Here is a 19,977-nt window from a genome sequence, read left to right as displayed (position 1 = left end):
CTGTAACAAGTTTTAGTGATTAATGGAACTGAAGAGTCTAAGCTTGTCTTTAGCAAAACCCAGAATATTGTGAATTTAGGCTGGTGTTTGGTTAAAAAAGAAACAAAAAATCATCAAACCCATCACCAATTGGTTATAAATCCGTGCTTGTGCCCTTGCATACGGCGGTTGAGTTACTAGTAGCTAGCAGGCATTCTTACAGAAAGCGATCGCCCTTGCCGTACATTTAGTCAAATCCTTGAGTCAAAATAAAGAAGACTGAAAAAAGATTATTCTCATGACTATTCATGAAACTGCGATGCCTTCGGCCAGCTTCGCTAACGCAAAACCATCGCAGAGATTTACAGTGCGTAGACATCGCCCTTACGGAAATATCTCCGTTTCAGAAAACGTATTGACAACGTAAATACACAATGTCTACTATGTAAGGTATGGATGTGTATTTCGTGCTTAATGGTGTCACTTTCGTTTGGAACGAAGAAAAAGCTTGGATAAATCCCAGCAATCATGATGGCGTGACATTTCAGCAAGCCACAGAGGCGTTTTTCGATCCGTTTTTAGTGCTTGTTGATGCAAGTCGCAATGATGAAGAAAGAGATGCTGTTATTGGCTTAGACAGACGATGGAATCTTCTGTATGTCGTCTACATTGAACGTAAAAACGACATATTCGGATCATTTCAGCTCGTAAAGCTACACGTAAGGAGCGAGAATATTATGAAGGCTGAAGCACTGAAAAAGCGACTCGATAAAAATCGTCCAATGACTACAATAACAATTCGCATTCCCGAAGATGTCATTGAAGATTTGAAAAGAATAGCGCCATTACTGGGATTTTCTGGCTATCAGCCGTTAATGCGCGCCTATATTGGGCAAGGGCTAAGAGTTGATCAGGAACGACTAGAGGATGATACTATCTCAGCACTGATTGCTAGCTTGAAGCGTCACGGTGTTAGCGATGAGGTTATCCATGAAGCCCTCAGTGAAGTTACTCAAAAATAGTGCAATTGCGATCGCCATTGTCCACATGAAAAGATCCTTGAGTCAATAACTGACGAAGAAGTTATATTCAAAATATCGGGTTTTGGTAAAGACTATCAATGCACCAAGTTAATTTGAAAGAAGCTGAGACTCACTTAGCAGAATTAATTGAAGAGGCGGCCGCTGGAGAAGAAGTCATCATCATGCGTAATGATGGGACATCTTTCAAAATTGTGCCACTTAATGGAGTAGAAGTACGCCCCAAGTTTGGTAGTGCTAGGGGTTTAGTAAAAATGTCAGATGATTTTGATGAGCCGTTGGCAGATTTTGAGGAATACGCTCCATGAGACTCCTGCTCGACACTCATACGTTTTTTGTTTGAAAGTTATCCCGTGCAGATATTGTGGTGAATCTTACCACATTTATACACAATAGAAGTTATTAAGTTATTGGCAAAAGTCCAGGTCGGAAAGCGATGCCTACGGCGGCAAGCGACGCTCAAGACTAGTATCAGCCTCAGCCTATACTAAAAAGGTAAGACTAGAACAATCTTGATCTCAAAATGCCACTGGTTTCAACAACTGACCCACTTCCGCTTGTAACCGAATTATGAAAAATATTGGGTTGACGCAAGGAAAAATTACAGTTACAAAAAGCACGACTTTAGAAGAGTTCTTAAAACTTCCATACATTGAAGAGTCACCAGCTTGGGAATATATTAACGGAGAGGCAATTCAGAAACCTATGGGAGGAGGTAAACACAGTTTATTGCAAAAAAGTTTAGTTGCAGTAATTGATGCGTTGGGCAGTAACTACGAAGCTTTTCCTGAATTACGCTGTACCTGCGGTAATCGTTCAGTAGTTTCTGATGTGGTTGTGATCTCTACCAATCAAATACCACTGGATGAGAGTGGTGATATTATTAGCAGCGGGATTGATTTTGCACCCCCTTGGATCATCGAAATTCTTTCCCCATCTCAAAGTCAAACGAAAGTAACTGGCAATATTTTACACTGTTTGAGAAATGGCAGTCAGCTAGGATGGTTAATTGATCCAAGTGAACGCTGTATTTTAGTTTATCAACCTAATTCTTTACCAGATTTGTTAGCAGGACAAGATATATTATCAGTGTTAGAAGATTTAAATTTAACGCTCTCTGTTAATGAAGTCTTTGCTTGGTTACAGCGAAAAATTTGACATCACTGGATTTATGCAGAAACTCACAAGGTGTAGTCAAACTTGCTGAAAACGCCAAACACATAATATTATGCGTAATTCCACATCATCAGTTGTTGTGACATCAATTCTATAACGGTGCAAGCCAAGCACGATCCTCCAGCCAGCAGGTATTCTGATAAAAAGCGATACCTACGGTAAGCGGCGCTAACGCATTCTATCTTGCTGCAAAGGTACTGGATCACGGCGTCTTCTGTAAGATAATTTGACACCGGACGTTTGTGTAAGTAGCGGAGGATGAACGACAATGGTCAGTTCTAATAGTGCGTTGAACATAGCAGAAATTTCCCTAGATATTAGAGTCGCAAAGCAACAAGTCAGTGAACAAGAGTTGCAACCTTTAACCCAAGGATTTCAACTGCAATACACACATCCTCATGGACAACTTTATCAAGGTAATTCAATTGATTGGCTTGCATCGCTTGATAATGAAAGCGTTGATCTAGTTTTTGCTGATCCACCTTATAACATTAAAAAAGCTGACTGGGACAACTTTGAAAATCAAGAGAAATATATTGAGTGGTCAATTCAATGGATTAGTCAAGCTTCACGTATCCTCAAGTCAACTGGCTCTTTTTATATTTGTGGTTTTTCCGAAATCTTGGCTGATTTAAAGCATCCAGCATCAAAATATTTTAAAAATTGTCGTTGGTTAATTTGGCACTATAAGAACAAGGCTAACTTAGGTAATGATTGGGGACGTTCTCATGAAAGCATCATTCATTTTCGGAAATCTGATGCCGTTAAAGTAAGTATTGATGATGTGCGAATTCCTTATGGGGCACATACATTAAAATATCCATCTCACCCGCAAGCACAGACAAGCGCCTATGGAAAGGGAGCAATCAAGAAACATAATAACTGGACACCTAACCCAAGAGGTGCAAAACCTAAAGACGTAATAGAAATTCCTACTACTTGTAATGGTATGGGTGAGACAACACCCCATCCAACTCAAAAGCCAGAAGAATTATTGAGAAAATTTGTTCTTGCATCATCCAACGAAGGAGATTTGGTCATTGACCCATTTTCAGGTTCAGGAACAACTCTTGTGGTTGCAGAGCAACTTAACCGTCGCTGGATGGGATGCGATTTAAATATTGAGTACAACTGTTGGGCAACTAAACGATTAGAAAATGTCCGTCGGATGACAAAGGAAGAATGGATAGCCTTTGATCGTAAAAATGCAGAACGAAGAGAGTCTATCCGATGAGCCTAGAACATTTGGTAAATGAAGGTTTAAATTTGACAGTCAATGAAATGGTATTATTATTGTCTGCGATCGCCTTAAGCATTTGCTTCGTGAACTTGCTCATCCCGCCACAATTGATATAGCCGTGTAGCTGGCATTGTCATATATAAAACATCACCAGCGCTGAGGTTAGTTTCTAGCAAATCCCAGCCATGAAGAGTTTGGTGATTTGTTTCTACATATAAAGGTACACAGTCAGCAGACATAGCTACATCTTTCACCCATTGACCACAAAAGGCGTGCGAAGGTGTAATCACAGTTGCAAAAGCTACCCAAAGACTATCCGCTGTGATGCCATTGCCAAGGATGCGTCCTCCTAGTGCAGCGGCGGCAAAGGCTGGGGCGGCTAGTTCAGCCGGACTCAGTACGGCCTCGAAGCCAAATAGCTGTTGCGCTATGCCAGCAAAATCAGGATCGGCGTAATGAACAATCACCGGAATGCTGGGTGTCAAACCTTTGGCTTTGAGGGCAATTTCCAGATTGGTGGCATCATTGCTAGTAACAGCAAGAACTGCGGCGGCAGATTCTATATTGCTGGCTTTGAGTATTGTACGGAAACTGGCATCGCCCTGAATCACGGGGATACCGAGTTCGCGGGCAGTGTTGATATATTTGTTGTTGGAATCAGGTTCAACCACTACAACTTCATGTCCGCTGGCGTGGAGTTGCTGGACAATTCTCACCCCAATACCACTCAAGCCACAGACAATGTAGTGATATCGCTGGGGAATTCGGGCTGCATCCCAAAATTGCTTAAAGCGGCTTCCCAAGACAAAATCGGTGAGCATGGCATACCAAATACCAATCACCACTGCTCCAACCAGCATCATCACAACGGTAAATAACTTAATACTGTTAGGTGCATTTTCTACTACTTTGTCATTCCCACCTGCTCCCGTAATCATGCCTACAGAAAAATATAGAGCATCGACAGGAGACAAGCTCAACTCAGCCGACATATAGGTGAGTGTAGCAATCAGAATAACCGCCAATAGGACAATAGCACCCACCACTACGGATCGCCCGTGTTGCTGAAACTGCCTAAAATTAGTCAGGACTTTCAGCAGTTTTCTAATTAATGATCTCCGTGGGGAACGAATGCGGGGTTGAGTGCCAACAATTAAGCGATCGCCTACTTTTATCTCTTGTCCAGATATGACGGCTGACACCAAATCCATCTCACCTTTTACTGGCAAGTAATAAATCAGCATCCGCGATCGGTCTTCCCACAATTCACTCAGCTTTCGACCCTTCCAGAAGTGGGTTTCATTAATGTATTCTTCGTGAATCGGCCAAGTTTGCTGAAATAATTTGATTTGTCCGATCGCTCGGTTTCCCAGTGCTGCAAAGGTGAATACGGGTGCTGCTAATCCGACAACACTCATACTCAAGTGGTCTGGCAAACTTTGATCTAGGCGCTCGCCCAAATTTGTATTATAAAAACGGTTGATAATCCGAATCTGGGGATTCAGCACCCGCGCTTGCATCATAATAGACAAATTCAGAGCATCTTTAGATCCAGCGATGACTAAAGTGTGCGCCTGTTGAATTCCTGCTGCTGTTAGGGTAGAAGCTGCTTGTAAATCCCCAACAATCACATCTCCTGCTGTTTCGCCGGGGACAGATTGGTGATGAATGCCAACAACGAAGGCTCCCTGGTGTCTCAGCAAACGAAAGGTTTTATATCCGGTACGTCCTAAGCCACAAACAATAATTCGGGGTTTCATGAAACGGCAGCATCTTTTACAGGTAGGGCTGCATTTCTAGTTATTTATTAATATTGTTGCCCACTTTGTTGGAAGATAACTGTAGCTGACAACACGATTGTTTTAATTAGAGGTAGAAACTAGAAAGAGGACTATAAATCAATCCGGTTCACGTCTGTATTGAATTAAACTGCAAATCGCGTAGGCGTAGCCCGCCGCAGGCATCGCACAAGTAAATGTACATAATCACTTTAGCGAATCTAGTGGCTCACAAAAATTGTTTACGCCTTGCTTGAGGACATAAATTAAAACTGGCGTTGCCAAAATCTTCGGAAACGTCGGCATTGCTTTTAGACGTTCCATCATTTTTTGAGGTGAAGTATTCAGCAAATCTTCCCGATATTCTTGTTCGCAAATGACCGCACGCCATTTTCTAGCCAAAGCATCTAACCACTCGGCATTTGCTCTTTCTGGTTGTTGTCCTGCTCGGATAGCTAGCGTCATCGCCGCATCTTCTAAATCCCCATCACAGTCTTCAATCAAATCCAGCGCTTCCATATCGCTGGGATCATCTGCCAATTGAGAGCGAAACTGTGCAATCTCTTGAGATGTTACTTTGGTCATGAGTCTTTGACAAGGCGAGCGATGAACACTCAGTTATGCTACATCATTTCACAAAATTCTTGTTACCAAAAAGCCTCATTTTTCAATGAGGCTTTTAGAATTTTTAATTTGAAGATACAGCAGTTTGCAAGTAACTGAAGTACAAAATGCAGGATTAAAGCATCAGATATAAAGAGTTTCTACCTTCTGCCTTCTGCCTCCTGCCTCCTGCCTCCTGCCTTCTGCCTCCTGCCTCAAAACCCGTAACTTTGTACTTCATGCAAAGGAAAACTGCTGTAAGTCAAGCAATACTAGCGTAGTGCTCTGAGGGTAACAGACCTTTGTAACTGAGCTAAAGCGCGGTTGTAATCCAAAATTGCTGTGACTCGATTACCTTCAGCCCTTGTGAGGTCGTTTTCAGAGTTAATGACATCAGTTTGAGTGCCGACACCAGCTTGGAATCGCAAACGCGCTAAACGTAGAGCTTCTCTAGCTTGTTCTAAAGCGGTATTAGCGGTTTGAACATTCTCCAAGCTAGATTGCTGGGTAGAATAGGCTTGTTCTACCTGAAAGCGAATTTGGTTGCGCTGTTCAGCAAATTGAGTTTCTGCGATCGCAATATTAACTTTTGATTGAGCCGCCCTTGCTCTTGCTGCTCCTCCATCATACAAATTTAGGCTTGCTCTAACTCCCAATGAATAACCGTCAGTAACGCTGACACCATCATCGAACTGATCTAGTAGGTTATAGCTGGCTACCAAACTCACTTGAGGGCCTATTTCCCCAAGGGCCTGCCGACGCTGTTGCTCACTAATATTGCGTTGTGCCAACTGCTGTTGCAGTTCGGGGCGATTTTGAAAAGCCAGCACAATACTTTGTTCTAGCGACGGGTTCCAAAGACCAGCTAATTGTACAGGGTCAGCAGCACTGATATTTACCGCTTGCGGCAAACTTATCCGAGTTGCTAATTGACGACGGGAAATTGTCTGCTGGGATCTAGCATTAGTCAAATCTTGTTGGGCATTTGCTAAATTCACCTGCGATCGCAACACATCGAACCGTGTACCAACTCCTGCTCGCTCTAAAGCTTCTGCATCGCGCAAACTAGCCTCGGAGTTTTGCACAGCCGACTGGGCAATGCGTACTTGTTCATCCGCTTGTTGCAGATTGTAGTAGTCGGTGGCAACATTCAAACGGATTATCTCAGACTGAGTTTCTACAGCCAACTCGCTGAAACGTACCTGTTCTTCAGCCGCTCTGACACTAGCTCGCACTCTCCCAGAAGTGTAAATGTTATATGAAAGTTGAGCTTGACCGGAAAAAGATGTCCCAGCTTCATCTGGGGATGCTATACCCGTCTGTTGTTCTTGCAGTTCCGACGAGAGCTGACTACTAGCAGACTGACTGCGAGTAATATCCGTACTAACATCAAGAGTCGGCAACAAAGCGGCTTGCGCCTCTTTTAGAGCAGATCGATTGCGTTCTAGCTCCAATATAGTCACCTGTAAATCTCGATTGTTACGCCGTGCTAACTCCAAAGCCTGTGCCAAAGTAATCGGCTGATTTTCCTGAAGTCTCACTTCCTCCGGTTTGGTGGGAAATTGCAAAGGATTTGAGTTAGGAATCAGGTTATCAGGAATTTGCACCGACCCTGACGGCACAGTGGTAGGTTGCACTGAATCCGCTGGTGCAGGAATTACAGTTTCCGGCGCAGTGGGAGTTGGCGTTGAATCTGCCGGAATTGGGGTATTGCTCTGAGCGAGGCGGCCAATTGCATTTTGTTGTAAGCAGGTGCTTGAGGCCGTTAGCAAAGCAGTCAAGGAATCCCTTTTGCTTTTGCCTAACTCCTGTGGACATCTTTGGGCTGACAACAGTTTTGCTGAACCCACACCTGTAGCTGAAGTTTGTAAAAATGTCTGTAATTCAGTAACAGTATTTACCTTTTGAGCCACTGGCTGCTGTGCAGAAGACAGGGACAAAATTTCTTTTTGGACAGAAGAGGGTTTTGAAGTGTAGTTAGGAACTACTATCTTCTTTAATTTCTGCCCAGATACGCTGGAATTACTCTGTTTTTTGTTATTTTGAGCAAAACGGCTGACATCAAGCTGTTGGGAAGAATTAGAGGTAGGTGTCAAACTGAAAAATCTACCTTCATCTTTCTTAAGTACTTGTTTTATTGGCACAACAGTATTTTCAGTCGCGAATACTGGAATACTGTTATTACTTAAAGGTTTCAGACTGAGTTTAGTGAAACCAAAAGCAGGTACTAGGGTCGGAACACTAACATCTGCACCCTTGGGGAGTTGTGTGTTCATGGTGTCCACAACCAAGTCTTGACCATAAGTAGAAGTCAAAACACTAGGAGAAGACGCCAGTTGTGACCCAGTTAGTTTTGCAGTACCAGCCCAAGCAGGCTGAGTTGTTAAGACCGCTGCCGTTACACCAGGTAAGAAGCTATAAAAAAATAATTGCTGTCCTTTCACCGCATCCCTCACACGAAAATCAATCTAGCGGCAGAAAACCTTTCTTCACCACAGAATATAGCACGATACTAAACTTAGGAAAGAATATACTACGATACTAAATTTAGGGTTCGGAACTCTGTTTGTCTTCAAAACGTCTAACAATGCGAGAAAGTTCCGCCTTTTCATCGATACTAACGCGAGTAGGAGCACCGCTGATAATCCGTTCGTAGTTTCGGAAAGAATCTTTAATATCGGGCCCGTCAGCAGTGATATTATACTCACGAATCCCCTTATCGTGCCACGAACCTCTCATTTTAAATACGTTAATTGCCCGCGACATTTCTCCACGAATTTCTACGTACTGTAACATTAGAATTGTGTCGGTGATCGTAGAGATATGAGAGTCAGTAATCGAATGCGCTCCCAGAAATTGGTCAGTTGTGTTAGTAAAGAAACCAGTAATTTCTTCTTGTTTAGCATAACCTGTTACACCAATTACAAACTGCCGAAATGCATTATTGCTCACTCCTCTAGCTAGTGCCGAAAGGGAATCAATGGCGATCCGAGCTGGTTTGAAAACAGCAATTTCTGATTTAATAATTTGTAAGTGGTCTTCTAAACCAGTTGATTCAGGATAAGTACAGATTATTTTCAGTAAACCTTGATCTTCTAATTCTTCAAAATCAATTCCCCAAGAGGAAGCATTACGAGATAATTGGGCGCGTGATTCTTCATAAGCAAATAATATTGCCTGTTCTCCATTGAGGCAGCCATCTTGAATAAACTTACTGACTAACAAGGTTTTGCCAGTGCCGGTAGCTCCGGTTGCCAAAATAATTGAATCTTTAAAGAAACCACCACCGCACATTTCATCTAAAGTTTTGACACCAGAAGATACTCTGATATTAGAAGATCGTTGAGTTAAGCGCATTGCTCCCAGTGGGAAGATGTTAACTCCTTCATTAGTAATTGTGAAGGGATACTCGCCTTTCATGTGAGTTGTGCCGCGCAATTTGAGAATTTCAATTGTGCGACGGCGGCGTTCTCCTTCTAAAACATTGCGAACAATTACTACATTATCGGAAACAAATTCTTCTACTCCGAAAGAGGCAACGGGCCCATATTCTTCACTACGTTCAGTGGTAATCACAGTGGTGACACTCAGCAGTTTGAGACGTGCTACCAGGCGAAAAATCTCGCGTCGCACTACTCCCATCGCTTCATACTGCTGAAATACCGCTGTTATTGAGTCGATTGAAACTCGTTTAGCTTTGTATTTGCGGATGGCATATTGCAGGCGTTCAATGAGTGCAGAAAGGTCAAAGTTCCCAACTATATCTTGACCTTCCGGATCGGGAGATGCATCCAGAATAAACAACTTGCCTTCTTCGATTAAGCGTGGCAAGTTCCAACCAAAAATATTGGCATTTTTAATAATATCACTCGGTGATTCCTCAAAAGTTACAAATACTCCTGCTTCATCAAAGTAGGTAATACCGTTATAGAGAAACTGAAGAGAGAATAAAGTTTTGCCTGTGCCAGATGTGCCACTAATCAAGGTAGTTCTACCAATTGGTAAACCACCATGACTAATATCGTCAAACCCCTCGATCATCGTCCGAATTTTTTCTACACCCCCAATTTTCGGTGTTTGCTTTGGTTCTACTTGCTCGTTTTCACTCATTGCTTAATAAGAAATTGGTTTTAAAACCTGTTTTTTTATTACTAATTTTTTATGATTAAAATCTTACTCTTCAAAATCTTCTTCACTCAGTTCTTCATAGAGTAAATCTAATCCAATCAATACTCTTTCTCTATCTGAAAGATCCCCGATAATTTTGCGAACAGGTGGAGGTAAAATTTTAGATAATGTTGGCGTCGCCAATATTTTATCTTCTTCCGCCAGTTGTGGGCTTTTTAATACATCGATCACTTTTAAAGCATAAACACCTTCAAACTCCTGTTCTAAAATATCTTTGAGTGTTTTTAATGCCCTGACTGAATTAGGAGTGTTCCCTGCTACGTAAAGCTTAAGAACGTAGGTTTTTCTGGCTTTAATCATATACTTAATGGCTAGTCATCATAATAGAAGTACAATATGCGATCGCGGTTTGGGAGTAACTAACAGCAGTAGCTTGTTCCAAGGTAAACATAGATAATTTTAATTTATTTAGGAATCGAACTCCTATAGACTTCGCACAGGTGAGCCAGGATGTCTATCAAAGTTAAACGGTAATCAAGTAAGGTTTCATTGCTCCTTCCTTCTAATTTTAGCTGGTTAGAAAATTCTTCAATTACCTCCATGTGAATTTCGATGATTTGGGGCACAGGAATATTAGCATAAAATATAGTATTGATAAATTTATCAATTTTTTCTTTGAGTGTTTTGTCTGTGGTAAAATAATCTATAAGGATCAGACTGTAATCTAATTTAAGCTGTCTTAATAATCCTTGCCTTTCGGCTGGAGTCATCTCCTGAAAATGCTGCTGACTTTTTTGCATCTGACTGGCAAATACATAGATGTATTTGCTAGTGTATGGCTTCCTTGGATTTTGTTGCGGCCAATTTGGTAAATAGTTGATTTTCCCAGTGGTAGTTGCAGCAACAGGTAGGTAGGAAAATTGGGCAATAATCGCGTCAATAAAATTCCACACCCACGTCCTCAAACCTTTTTGGCTGGCTAAGTCAACTGGATTATCTAAACATTTGTTAACATCAGGTGGCAGAATCAATATCGGTAATAACATTTACTCTTGAATATATCTCCTTGATCTCCCTGACCAAGAAACGTGTGCTGATAAGTTTGGCTAACGCTTATAGGGGAATACTGGGTGTGCAGTGAATTGGTGATTTCACCCCAAAATAACGCTCTGTGTTAGCAGATAGTGCTAGCCACTCAACAACAAGAGTGCAGCAACTGAGTAGTAAGACTTAGTAGATATTTGATGATGAGGGATCTATGGGCATAGCAAGACACAGTAGCTAATTTATTATTTGCATATCTATGTATATAGATAGATAGATTTTTTTATTTTGCTCCTTGATAAGATACTTAAACGAACTTAAAGGATTGTCGCATTCTAAATCATTATAATTCCTCAAGGTTCTAAAGCGAATCTTTGGGGCCATAATTGTTTTAGCTGTCGCTATCGATGAGGAGTTTAAACACCAGTAAGACACTGGGGAGGCTAGTTGCTAAAAATGAGAAACGTGGTCTCTTAGAAAAATGCACTCGTCCACAAGCAAGTGTCCGTGAGGGGAGATACCGTTGTTTTAATGGCGTTGAAATAACCAGAGTTGCTTATATGAGTCTTCTTAGAGGATATGACTTCAGGCGAAAACACCATCAAAATTTGGCAGATGGAAATGCCGGAGGGTTCCACAGGAAGAATGACCCCCAAAGCCCTATGTTAATGCTAGATTATCCGCTTTATGACTTTCAGGCAACCGTACCTAGCTGCCCTCAAACAAGTTCTCTGGCAGTGGTGTTGGAGATTTTTGAGCAAGAGCAGTGCGATCGCTTGGTAGTAGTGAATCAACAGCAATGCCCGATAGGATTGCTGTATTCTGCCCGTTTAATCCCAAAATTATTAACACATCGTGACGATAAAAATCTAAATTTAAACCAATCGCTCTCTACCTGGGGTCAAGGTCTAATTGAGCCAATACAGACAATATCAGCTTCTGAGCGTGTAGAGCAATTAAGCTTGCATTTGTGTGATCCACAAACCGAAAAACACCAGAACTTAGATTGGGCGCTGATTGACTCTGAGGGTCGATATTTGGGGCTGCTAGATAGTTCACGTCTGTTGCGATCGCTGGCTCAGGAACGCATGGCTGGGTTACGAAGTTCAGCCGTCCAGAGATCGTCTTATGATGCTGGTAAGCAGACACCAAATGAACCCAAGTCGTTGGGACATCAGCCATTGGTACAGTTGCTGGAAAGACTGCCTTGGCCCTTGATGTTGCAAACAGGTAATGGCGAGGTGATAGCACGAAATCCCGCTTGGTGGCAGCAATTAGGAACCTTAAAAGATCCAGAAGGAGTTAGGCAACAGGTGGAGGCAATACTTGTGCCTAATTCCTCCGAAAAATCAGAATATGTTACCCAACGAGCAGTCAAGGTTCATCCCAATGGTAGGGAAAATGAGTATGGTGATGAACAAGAACTGATCCAGCAAGATGCCTCACCAGATGCTGTATACAGTCGGTGCTATTTGGATAGTCAAGTGGGCACTTGTACCTGCGTTGTCGAAGTGCAAAATGGTCAGGAGCGAATTTGGCAGTTTGCCAAAATTCCCTTAGATAGTCCTGAGTTTAAAGTCATGAGTGCTGAATCTGAGGTTGCACTCAGCACTGATTTGTGGTTGGTCTTAGCTACTGATGTCACTGAACAGCAGCAGCTTTGCAAAGAATTAGCAGCGAAGAATGCCGATTTAATTCAATTAAATCGGTTGAAGGATGAATTTTTAGCTTGTATTAGTCATGAACTTAAGACTCCCCTAACTGCCGTTTTAGGATTATCGCGCTTGCTTGTGGATCAGCAGTTAGGAGAACTCAACGAGCGTCAAGCCCGTTATGCGGGACTGATTCATCAAAGTGGACGCCACCTGATGAGTGTGGTTAATGACATTTTGGATTTGACCCGCATGGAGACGGGACAAATGGATTTGACGCTGACGCCGGTAAAAATTCGGGCTGTGTGCGATCGCGCCCTATCGGAAGCCAAAGCCATTCACACTCAAACTACTAAAACAACGTCCCAAACTCAAGAAAATGCCCGTTCATCTGCTCCTCAATTCTGCCTTTCTATTGAACTAGGCTTAGATCAGATGGTGGCGGATGAGTTGCGCTTACGTCAGATGCTAGTACACCTGCTTTCCAACGCCTTTAAATTCACCGAAATATCTGGCGAAATTGGGCTACGGGTGAGTCGTTGGGAAGGATGGATTGCCTTTACAGTTTGGGATACAGGCATTGGCATTCCTGAACACCAGCAACACTTAATCTTTCAAAAATTCCAACAACTAGAAAATCCCCTCACCCGCCAATTTGAAGGCACTGGTTTGGGGCTGGTATTAACTCGCGCCTTGGCTCGTCTCCACGGAGGAGATGTCAGTTTCTTGTCGCGTGAAGGAAAAGGTAGCCAGTTTACACTACTTCTGCCACCCAGTCCCCCAAAAACAGGCTTTTCTGAACCAGATATGGGAATCGGAGAAGAGGAAGAAACACGATATCAACAGATACGAGAAATCCCCGCACCAGCTCGTCAGCAAGTTAGTACGTCCACACAGCATCATCCCGCTAGTTCCCAACGGTTAGTCTTGGTAGTCGAGGCAGTAGCCCGATATATTGAAGACTTGACCGAACAACTCAAAGGTTTAGGATATCGGGTAGTGATTGCGCGATCGGGGACAGAAGCAGTCGAAAAAGCCCGGCGCTTGCAACCAATAGCGATATTTTTGAATCCGTTGCTACCCCTGCTATCAGGCTGGGATGTGCTGACTTTACTGAAATCTGACACTGCAACCCGTCATATATCTGTAATTGTGACCGCGACGGGAGCCGAAAAGGAGCAAGCATTTGCTAATCGAGCCGATGGTTTCTTAAGCTTGCCAGTAGAGCATCAGGTTTTGACACCAGTGCTAGAAAAATTATGTACTGTACAAGCAGTTCCACAGCAAGGGTTAAACAACAGTGCAAGTATCCCAACTAAAACCCCACTGCGAATTCTCAGGTTGGTGAATCCCCAGTTGGAATCAGTCAATCCCCACCCCTCACTTCGAGAACACCGGGTGATTGAAGTAGATGACCTAGATCAGGCAGAACTTTTGGCGCGGGTATGGCAATTTGATGTAATTTTGCTAGATGTCGAAAGTACCACCGCCCAAATTTATCTGCAACAACTAATTCAGCACTCGCGTTTGGCGGCTATACCACTGGTTACTTGCGATGTTGCAACTACCTTAATCGCTTCTAAAATCCCAGGGCTATCTGTATTTCCTTACTTAACACCATTTACCAAAGACAACAGCAGTCGCACTGAGAAAACCGATGCCTTACTATCAGTACTGCAAATTGCTTCTGGTATTTGCTGCCCTCCTAACATATTGGTAGTGGATTTGACAATGCTACGTGACTTTCCACAGGTAAGACGTAAGCCAGCGAAGGGTTATCGGACAGAAAAAAATTGCTCAATTAGTAGTGAAACTGCGGAACGGGGGTCTGAATGGTTCCAAGCTTTAATTCAGTACCTCCAAACAGCAGGCTTTAAAGCGGCGATGAGTCCCTGTTGGGCAGAAGTGTTACAACAAATTCGCCACCAAAGCGTTGACTTACTGCTAATTTGCTTAGGAGAATCCACTATCCACAAAGACGTGCTCAAAGCACTGAAAACATTGGGAGATTCGCCTTTAAAGTTACCACCAATTTTGGTACTTAATCAGCGATTAAATAGCCCAGAAACAAGTTTACAGCCTGGGGTAGCTTATAAGGCTATTGACAAGCAGAAGAAGAATGGTTTGGAATCTATAGAAACTGTTGTTGGTGCGATCGCTACCCAAATATTACCGCGATCAATCTCAATGGAAGACCTATTAAATCAGATCAATCAGACTTTAGCTGTCAATGGTTACAACGGCAAATGTTAATGGGAATGGGGAATGGGGAATGGGGAATGGGGAATGGGGAATGGGGAAGATGAGGAGAATAAACATACCCAATGCCCAATGCCCAATGCCCAATTCCCAATGCCCAATGCCCAATGCCCAATTCCCAATTACGATATATCTATTTTTTCATTTTTCTTTTTCTTAAAAGGAATTCTAACCAAGTTATAAGCACCCTTGGTCGATAAACTCTTGTAATCATCTGGCTGTAAGTCCATTTGTAAAAACTTTTTCTGTTCAGCCAACAGCAGGAGGGAGGGAGGTTGTAGTCCCTTCGCAGCCTGATTTTGAATATGCTCTGTAGCCTCTTGGGGAAATCTTAAATAATTTATGTGGATGTTGCTGTAAAATACCACACTAGGCTTTTTGAAGCCAAGCATGATCAATTCTTCATTTGGTTGTTTTGCTTCTAAAATGACGGCAGACAACTCCCTTAAGGGTAATTGACGTTCTCGATCAATAAAGAACGAAGCAGGTGTTAAAACAAAAATCAAAAACGCCACAAACCCCAGCAAGTTAATACCGATAATGTAGTTCCAGCGGCGACTCAATAGTAACCCTGCAACTACAACTGCACAAACAAGCCAAATTACACCAGCGATTACTGGTAAACCAGATTGTTTAATTAGTTCGTGGAAGTTAGTTATAGCTGGATCGCTACCTAATATCTGAGTTATGTTAAACAGTGCTGTTGACAGAACTGATAAAAATATTACATTCACCCAACCACTCACTCGCAGAAAAGACAAGGAGATGGGAGGAGTGGGAGAGGAAGAAACAGAAATTGTTTGCCGTGTATCCTTATCTTGGAAAAGGTCGCTCCATAACAGGGCTACCAGGATTGCTGCTGCTGGCATTAAAGGCAATACGTAGCTAGGAAGTTTGGTGACAGCAATGCTGAAAAAGCCAAAGATGCCAGCAAACCAGAACCACGCAAATAAACCAAATTGCTGAAAACGTTCTTGGGAACTCCAATGCGATCGCTGCCAAAACTTTAATCTTACTATAGAGGCTGGTAAATACACGGAGTATGGAGCAAAACCCAACAGCACCACCAAGAAGTAAAAATACCAAGGTGCTGAGTGACCATTAACTACTTCTGTAAAGCGTTCTAGGTTGTGATAACCAAAAAAGGCATTAATGAAATTCCAGCCATTGCGCCAAATTACTAAAGCATACCAGGGCACTGACAAACCGAGAATTATCAGTATACCCACGAGGACGCGCATTTCCCGCAACACCTCTAGGAACTTTCCTACATACAGCAAAAAGGCGACAATAATTAACCCTGGTAAAACAATTCCCACTGGCCCTTTAGTTAAAATTGCGCCAGCAATCAGTACATAAAATGCTAAGTACCACTTATTAGGGAATAGGGCATGGGGCATTGGGGATTGGGCATTGAAAAGAGGCAGAGGGGCGGGGTGCGGGGGGAAGAGGGGAAAACTCTTCTCCCTTTCTCCCTGCTCCCTGCCCCCTGCTCCCCCTGCTCCCTGCTCCCTGCTCCCTCCCTTCCCCGCATACCCTAGAAAGAAACATAACAAAGCTGATGCCATGCATCCGGTGAGCAGCATATCAGAGACGCCGATTCTCGCCCAAATAATAGTTTCGCCATTGAGCGCCATAAGCGCTGCGGCCATGAAAGATGTTGAGTAGCGGCGAGTAGGACGTGAAACTTGTTCTAATTCGTCTTGTTTACCCAAGTACCAGTGTACGGTGTAAAAAGCCAAACAAACTAAGCCGAAAGCTGCGATCGCAGAAGGGAGACGTACTGCCCACTCATTTACACCAATAATGTAATATGCGATCGCCTGACACCAATAAATTAAAGCAGGTTTATCGAAACGAGTGTCACCATTGAAAAATGGGGTAATCCAATCACCTGTGACGAACATCTGGCGAGAAGCTTCGGCAAACAACGGCTCTGTCTCATCAATCAAGCCAATGTTGCCCAAATTCCACCCAAAAGCTATCCAGCCAACCACCATCAACCACAAAATCGACACAGTTAGACCAAGGGCTGGATTCTTTCCTATTTTGTTGAACCACTGATCAACAGTGCGATTAACACTCAATTTCATTCTCATTTAGTCAATAGTCAACAATCACTAATCAATAGTCGTTGATTATCTATATTTTGTTCTTCTTCAACAAAACAAGTGTTAAATACTGAGTTATAAACTTAAAATTTAACATTTTTACTACTTAGCACTGGCGCAACGCGCCGCTACCGCATTTATTGACTCAGTACTAGTTGCCATTCTCTGTTTTGGGAATTCCATTTAGGTAATTGAGTTTCGCCGACAACATAAGGGCCCCAGTAACGACGGGAACCATCTTGTGCAAAAGCAACTAAAATATCCCCTTTCTCCAGCTTTAAATTATTCTGAGGTAAGGATAGAACCAATCCCTTCTCACTACCTTCTTGGGGAGCAAAATCCCAATGTGCCGGTAGATCATAGTTAGCTTGTTTACTACTAGAGCCTTTTGCTACTGACTGTCGCGCCAGTAGAGCCAGCCGTACAGGCTGATTTGTTTGATTGCTCATCCGCAAAGTCCCTTGTTCCTTGGCAATGCTAGTTGATTTATCACGCTCTGCCAAGACAGGATAAGTATTCTCTTTACTACTTTGTTCTACTTGATTGGTTGGAGTCGTTGCTGGAGTAGATAGGTTAGCGGAAATACTTTTTTCAGGTGAAACAGAAGTTGCTTCCCACTCTTGAGTTTCAGTTGGCAGTTGTGAAGATGTATCTGGGTTTGTAGACTCAAAGGATATGCTAACTCCAAAGTATCCCACCAGAGCAACAAGCAGTCCCAAGCAAGAAGCGGTAACACCGACGTTACGATATACTGAGGATTTCATATTGATAGTTATTAGAAATAAATATTTTGTCTAGGCTTGACCAAATACTAGCCTATTATCACAAAAGCTAATCATAGAAAGTAGCTTACTATAGGCTTTTTGAAAATTAGGCACGCTAATGTATTATAAGTATCATTTTGGTGAGAAAATATGTGGAGAAAATAATTTCCTTGATGTTGGATAAACAAGGATTACAGACACTTATTGCTTTGTGTATTGCCCGTAGGCTTGTATAAGAACCGGAAGATTTGATACTCATCCAGCCAATTAATTTGTATAAGAAAGAAAACTTTATTGAAACCGCTAACGGCTTCAATAAGGCATCCTTTGCCAAATCTTAGAGAAATCTAAGATGCATATTTCATCTTTTGTTACAATAAGCGCCCCTTAAGGGACTGTAGTTTCTTAAAGATGATAGTACGTGCAAATTTGAATCAACACTGGAAGCCCAGCACATATCTATAATATTAACAAACAAGCTTAGGCTAAAACCGATATCCTCCTTAATATAGAAGAGATATTTCAAGATATCTTGACTTTTCCCCAGAAGTCCCTCTGATGCAAAACACTCGTCTCAATAACTTGTTGGATGCCATTGCTACACGCTTGGGGCAATGGTTTTTAAATCCTTGGCGGCGACTATCGTTACTAATAATTAGTTTTTTGTTCGGTTTTTTTCTGGCAAACGTAATTTCCACTACAGCCGGTCAACAGGGTGTATTAGACATTATGGTAGCTGCTTTCTTAGTAGTGTTGACGGAAGTGACCAGTAGAATATTTTACAGTCAGAGCTTTTTCGCCAAGCGATCGCTCTTGGTAGAATCACTAAATCTCTTCAAAGTTGGTTTCACCTACGGACTGTTTCTCGAAGCCTTTAAGCTGGGATCGTAGGATGGGGGATGAAAGAGATGGGGACGCAGGAAGCAAGAGAAGCGGCGTTAGCAGATAAGTCAAGGGCTAAAGCTTTTGGGATCACGCCGGAAAATGTAGATGAAGTGATCGAAAGGCGATCGCATTTACTAAAATCTGTCTTACCAGCTTTTAACGAATTTTGCGAAACTAGCCTCAAAATCGAACCCAAGGAAATGTTACAGGTATTGTGGGACTTGTGGCTACCTTTGGGGATCAAACTAGCATCGCAGCGTCAACAGTTAAAACGCCCTCTGATTCAGGGAATTTTGGGAGGACAAGGTACTGGTAAAACCACAATGTCCAAGGTTCTCAGCTTGATTCTCGATCGCTTGGGATACCGGACTGTGAGTTTATCTTTAGATGACTTATATAAAACTTACAGCGATCGCTTACTTTTAACACAGCAAGATCCCCGCTTGATTTGGCGCGGCCCACCAGGAACCCACGATATAGACTTAGGTTTAAAAGTACTAGATCAAATTCGCCAATCGCAAAGTCCAGTGATGGTTCCCCGCTTTGATAAATCAGCTTTTGGAGGTGCTGGCGATCGCACCACTCCAGAAATAGTCACAAACATAGACATTGTACTATTTGAAGGTTGGTTTGTGGGTGTTCGTCCAATTAACGCAGATGTATTTGATACTGCACCGCCGCCAATTCTCACAGATGAAGATAGAGCATTTGCCCGTGATATGAATCTTCGCCTCCAAGATTATCTACCACTCTGGAAGCGATTAGACAGTTTGATTGTGCTATATCCCACCGATTATCGCTGTTCTTTGGAGTGGCGCAAACAGGCGGAACAGCAGATGATTGCTGCGGGTAAATCGGGGATGAGCAATGCAGAGATAGAGAAATTTGTCAATTATTTTTGGCGATCGCTCCACCCGGAATTATTCATCAAACCGTTGGTAAAAGATGCAACAGCAGTTGATCTAGTGATTGAGATCCATACTGATCATAGCTTTGGTGAAGTTTATTGCGATCGGGCTAATTCGTAATACTTCGGCTACGCTCAGTACAAGTTCGTAATTTGTAATTTCTAAGATATAAGTTGGGTTTGGGTTTCATTCTTCAACCCAACCGTATTGAGACATAAACCGCCCAGAACTAAAGTTCCGGGCTAATAGCTAAAGTCCGTTAAAACGGACTATAACCTCTTCTCAGTCGTCTTTAGACGACTTTCGCTATTAGACTCAGAATTTATTCTGAGGCGGGCTTGTTGTCATAACTTTTGCTCTAGCTATTGGCGTTAGTTCTCAAGCAAATCAGCTAAAAACACTATAATTTG

Annotated in this window: 15 protein-coding genes and 1 pseudogene; 8 read left to right on the top strand and 8 right to left on the bottom strand. The window is 42.5% G+C overall.

The window, feature by feature from the left end; genetic code table 11:
* Positions 1–431: 431 nt before the first annotated feature.
* From HUN01_RS35740 to HUN01_RS29860, 5 genes and pseudogenes are all read left to right on the top strand, one after another.
* Positions 432–608: pseudogene (locus tag HUN01_RS35740) on the top strand (BrnT family toxin); the annotation flags it as partial.
* A 108-nt stretch (positions 609–716) separates the two neighbouring features.
* Positions 717–1,001, top strand: coding sequence for a hypothetical protein (locus tag HUN01_RS29875; RefSeq protein ID WP_181929206.1), 285 nt, complete (start codon positions 717–719; stop codon positions 999–1,001).
* A gap of 98 nt (positions 1,002–1,099) precedes the next feature.
* Positions 1,100–1,327, top strand: coding sequence for a type II toxin-antitoxin system Phd/YefM family antitoxin (locus HUN01_RS29870; RefSeq protein WP_181929205.1), 228 nt, complete (start codon positions 1,100–1,102; stop codon positions 1,325–1,327).
* 262 nt (positions 1,328–1,589) lie between these two features.
* Positions 1,590–2,177, top strand: coding sequence for a Uma2 family endonuclease (locus HUN01_RS29865; RefSeq protein WP_181929204.1), 588 nt, complete (start codon positions 1,590–1,592; stop codon positions 2,175–2,177).
* A 286-nt stretch (positions 2,178–2,463) separates the two neighbouring features.
* The gene (locus HUN01_RS29860; RefSeq protein ID WP_238845723.1) at positions 2,464–3,429 is read left to right on the top strand and encodes a DNA-methyltransferase; all 966 of its coding nucleotides are present in this window, start codon (positions 2,464–2,466) and stop codon (positions 3,427–3,429) included.
* A 74-nt stretch (positions 3,430–3,503) separates the two neighbouring features.
* Here the strand turns inward: HUN01_RS29860 and HUN01_RS29855 are convergent, their stop codons facing one another.
* The 6 genes from HUN01_RS29855 to HUN01_RS29830 all read right to left on the bottom strand — a co-directional run bounded on the left by HUN01_RS29855 (position 3,504) and on the right by HUN01_RS29830 (position 10,990).
* Positions 3,504–5,195 carry an NAD-binding protein gene (locus HUN01_RS29855; protein ID WP_181929203.1) on the bottom strand — a complete coding sequence of 564 codons (1,692 nt, stop codon included), beginning with the start codon at positions 5,193–5,195 and terminating at the stop codon, positions 3,504–3,506.
* A 225-nt stretch (positions 5,196–5,420) separates the two neighbouring features.
* Positions 5,421–5,798, bottom strand: a complete 378-nt coding sequence (locus HUN01_RS29850; protein WP_069069129.1) for a hypothetical protein — start codon at positions 5,796–5,798, stop codon at positions 5,421–5,423.
* Positions 5,799–6,088: 290 nt separating this feature from the next.
* Positions 6,089–8,260 (bottom strand): TolC family protein, encoded by a 2,172-nt coding sequence (locus tag HUN01_RS29845; RefSeq protein ID WP_181929202.1) that lies wholly within the window; start codon positions 8,258–8,260, stop codon positions 6,089–6,091.
* 103 nt (positions 8,261–8,363) lie between these two features.
* Entirely contained in the window at positions 8,364–9,926 is a 1,563-nt protein-coding gene (gene kaiC, locus HUN01_RS29840) for a circadian clock protein KaiC (protein ID WP_181929201.1), read from the bottom strand.
* Between the two features lie 63 nt (positions 9,927–9,989).
* Positions 9,990–10,304 carry a circadian clock protein KaiB gene (gene kaiB / locus HUN01_RS29835; protein WP_069069132.1) on the bottom strand — a complete coding sequence of 105 codons (315 nt, stop codon included), beginning with the start codon at positions 10,302–10,304 and terminating at the stop codon, positions 9,990–9,992.
* 104 nt (positions 10,305–10,408) lie between these two features.
* Positions 10,409–10,990: a KaiA family protein gene (locus HUN01_RS29830; RefSeq protein WP_181929200.1), complete on the bottom strand. Its 582-nt coding sequence runs from the start codon at positions 10,988–10,990 to the stop codon at positions 10,409–10,411.
* 558 nt (positions 10,991–11,548) lie between these two features.
* On the opposite strand from HUN01_RS29830, the gene HUN01_RS29825 reads away from it, so the two are divergent.
* Complete coding sequence (locus HUN01_RS29825; protein WP_420832757.1) at positions 11,549–14,893, top strand: ATP-binding protein; 3,345 nt, start codon at positions 11,549–11,551, stop codon at positions 14,891–14,893.
* A 128-nt stretch (positions 14,894–15,021) separates the two neighbouring features.
* Here the strand turns inward: HUN01_RS29825 and HUN01_RS29820 are convergent, their stop codons facing one another.
* Together HUN01_RS29820 and HUN01_RS29815 are read right to left on the bottom strand one after the other, a co-directional pair.
* Positions 15,022–16,998: an ArnT family glycosyltransferase gene (locus HUN01_RS29820; protein ID WP_181929199.1), complete on the bottom strand. Its 1,977-nt coding sequence runs from the start codon at positions 16,996–16,998 to the stop codon at positions 15,022–15,024.
* Positions 16,999–17,147: 149 nt separating this feature from the next.
* The gene (locus HUN01_RS29815; protein WP_181929198.1) at positions 17,148–17,774 is read right to left on the bottom strand and encodes a hypothetical protein; all 627 of its coding nucleotides are present in this window, start codon (positions 17,772–17,774) and stop codon (positions 17,148–17,150) included.
* Between the two features lie 558 nt (positions 17,775–18,332).
* Between HUN01_RS29815 and HUN01_RS29810 the strand changes: the two genes are divergently transcribed.
* Entirely contained in the window at positions 18,333–18,665 is a 333-nt protein-coding gene (locus HUN01_RS29810) for a DUF565 domain-containing protein (protein WP_181929197.1), read from the top strand.
* A 17-nt stretch (positions 18,666–18,682) separates the two neighbouring features.
* On the top strand, positions 18,683–19,687 hold the full coding sequence (locus HUN01_RS29805) for a glycerate kinase (protein ID WP_420832755.1): 1,005 nt from the start codon (positions 18,683–18,685) through the stop codon (positions 19,685–19,687).
* The last annotated feature ends 290 nt before the right edge of the window (positions 19,688–19,977 follow it).

The sequence above is a fragment of the Nostoc edaphicum CCNP1411 genome, from assembly GCF_014023275.1.
Taxonomy (GTDB): domain Bacteria; phylum Cyanobacteriota; class Cyanobacteriia; order Cyanobacteriales; family Nostocaceae; genus Nostoc; species Nostoc edaphicum_A.
This window is presented reverse-complemented; position numbering and strand designations above follow the sequence as displayed.

Bases quoted from the DNA above. Each gene is read 5' to 3' on its own strand.
- HUN01_RS29875 (WP_181929206.1), top strand. From the start codon at position 717: ATGAAGGCTGAAGCACTGAAAAAGCGACTCGATAAAAATCGTCCAATG.
- HUN01_RS29870 (WP_181929205.1), top strand. From the start codon at position 1,100: ATGCACCAAGTTAATTTGAAAGAAGCTGAGACTCACTTAGCAGAATTA.
- HUN01_RS29865 (WP_181929204.1), top strand. From the start codon at position 1,590: ATGAAAAATATTGGGTTGACGCAAGGAAAAATTACAGTTACAAAAAGC.
- HUN01_RS29860 (WP_238845723.1), top strand. From the start codon at position 2,464: ATGGTCAGTTCTAATAGTGCGTTGAACATAGCAGAAATTTCCCTAGAT.
- HUN01_RS29855 (WP_181929203.1), bottom strand. From the start codon at position 5,195: ATGAAACCCCGAATTATTGTTTGTGGCTTAGGACGTACCGGATATAAA.
- HUN01_RS29850 (WP_069069129.1), bottom strand. From the start codon at position 5,798: ATGACCAAAGTAACATCTCAAGAGATTGCACAGTTTCGCTCTCAATTG.
- kaiC (WP_181929201.1), bottom strand. From the start codon at position 9,926: ATGAGTGAAAACGAGCAAGTAGAACCAAAGCAAACACCGAAAATTGGG.
- kaiB (WP_069069132.1), bottom strand. From the start codon at position 10,304: ATGATTAAAGCCAGAAAAACCTACGTTCTTAAGCTTTACGTAGCAGGG.
- HUN01_RS29830 (WP_181929200.1), bottom strand. From the start codon at position 10,990: ATGTTATTACCGATATTGATTCTGCCACCTGATGTTAACAAATGTTTA.
- HUN01_RS29825 (WP_420832757.1), top strand. From the start codon at position 11,549: ATGAGTCTTCTTAGAGGATATGACTTCAGGCGAAAACACCATCAAAAT.
- HUN01_RS29820 (WP_181929199.1), bottom strand. From the start codon at position 16,998: ATGAGAATGAAATTGAGTGTTAATCGCACTGTTGATCAGTGGTTCAAC.
- HUN01_RS29815 (WP_181929198.1), bottom strand. From the start codon at position 17,774: ATGAAATCCTCAGTATATCGTAACGTCGGTGTTACCGCTTCTTGCTTG.
- HUN01_RS29810 (WP_181929197.1), top strand. From the start codon at position 18,333: ATGCAAAACACTCGTCTCAATAACTTGTTGGATGCCATTGCTACACGC.
- HUN01_RS29805 (WP_420832755.1), top strand. From the start codon at position 18,683: ATGGGGACGCAGGAAGCAAGAGAAGCGGCGTTAGCAGATAAGTCAAGG.